Annotated in this window: 1 protein-coding gene; it reads left to right on the forward strand. The window is 67.1% G+C overall.

Features of this window, described 5'->3' with window-relative positions; all coding sequences use genetic code 11:
- The first annotated feature begins 243 nt into the window (after positions 1–243).
- Positions 244–1,221 carry a hypothetical protein gene (locus tag FFS56_RS20360; RefSeq protein WP_046747879.1) on the forward strand — a complete coding sequence of 326 codons (978 nt, stop codon included), beginning with the start codon at positions 244–246 and terminating at the stop codon, positions 1,219–1,221.
- Positions 1,222–1,442: the final 221 nt, after the last annotated feature.

A 1,442-nucleotide genomic window follows, 5' to 3' on the forward strand; every position in this document is an offset into this window, starting at 1 on the left:
ACCTGGCAGTCCCCGGACCCATGCCTATCGTCGAGACCCAAGGCTGTCGCCGACACCCACGCCCGCAGTCGCTCGGGGGCATGGGTCTCGACGATAGGCATGGGTCCGGGGACTGCCAGGTAGGCAGGTGCACCGCCGACTGTTGTTCTGCACAGCGTGGATGTGAAGCGAGTTGTCCGCACTTCCGGCAAGCGCTGGTCATCGCAGCGTGGATGGGCTGCGGGAAGGGTGAGGATCGAATGCATGCGCAGGACCATCACCATCGAGGAAGCGTGCCGGCTCCTTCTCGCCAGAAGTGATGTGCTCGCTCGAGGGGTGACGGAGCGCGAGCTCCGGGCCATGGTCGACGACGGCTCGATCGTGCGAGTGCGTCGCGGCTGGTACGCGGATTCAGTGGAGTGGGAGCAGCTCTGGGACGAGAGTCGTCATCTGTTGAAGGTGCTCGCCGTGCACCGGGAATCCGCCGGTGGCCGTGCCACATTCTGCTTCGCTTCGGCGGCCGTCATCCACGGGCTTCCGCTCTATCGGACCTCGCCGACCCACGTTCACGCTGTTCTCGGTCCGACGAGTCGCAGCAGAGTGAAGTGGGGTGTCGCGAGGCACGATCTCACTCTCCGCGATAGCGACCTCGTGGAAGTCGAAGGCATCCGATGCACCTCGCTCGAGAGGACCGTGCTCGATCTGGCATGCCGGCTCACGCCCGAAGCGGCGATCGCCGTCGCCGACGCGGCGCTACGGCGCATGGCGGTCCGGCGACACGACCAGGACCATGCGGCTGCCGCAGAGTGGCGGAGTGAACTCGGGAGGCGGGCGCATACCCTCTCGAACCGTGGCATCCGTCAGGCCCGAGAGGTGATCGCGTTCTCAGATGGCCGCGCTCAGCTGCCCGGAGAGAGCGTGAGTCGTCTGCACCTTCACCGTCTCGGGTTCACCGAGGTCGATCTGCAGTCGCGCGTCACCGGACCGCACGGCGAGGAGTACTCGCTCGACTTCGCCTTTCGGGGAGCGCGGACGTTCGGCGAGTTCGACGGGCGAGGAAAGTACCTCGATCCGACGTTGCGCACAGGGATGTCGGCGGAGGCCGTGGTGCTCGCGGAGAAGCGTCGGGAGGATGCGATCCGCGGAGTCACCGGGTGGCGGATCGTCCGCTGGGGATCCGAGGACATCGTCACGTCGGATGCTCTCGGTGCGCGGCTCCGTGCGTTCGGCCTCCGCCCCTGACGCACGCTGCACTCGTGCTCGCCGAGCCCCCTGGTGTCACCGAGACCCACGCTCATCGCCCAGACCCACGCTCTAACGCGCATCCAGGTGTGGGTCTCGCAGGGGTGCGTGGGTCTCGGCGGGAGTGCGCCCGTCCTCACGCCATCTCATCGCCCAGACCCACGCTCATCGCCCAGACCCACGCTCTAACGCGCATCCGAGGGTGGGTCTCGATACGGAAC

It is taken from the genome of Microbacterium sp. Beta (genome assembly GCF_005502545.1).
GTDB classification, from domain to species: Bacteria; Actinomycetota; Actinomycetes; order Actinomycetales; family Microbacteriaceae; genus Microbacterium; species Microbacterium oxydans.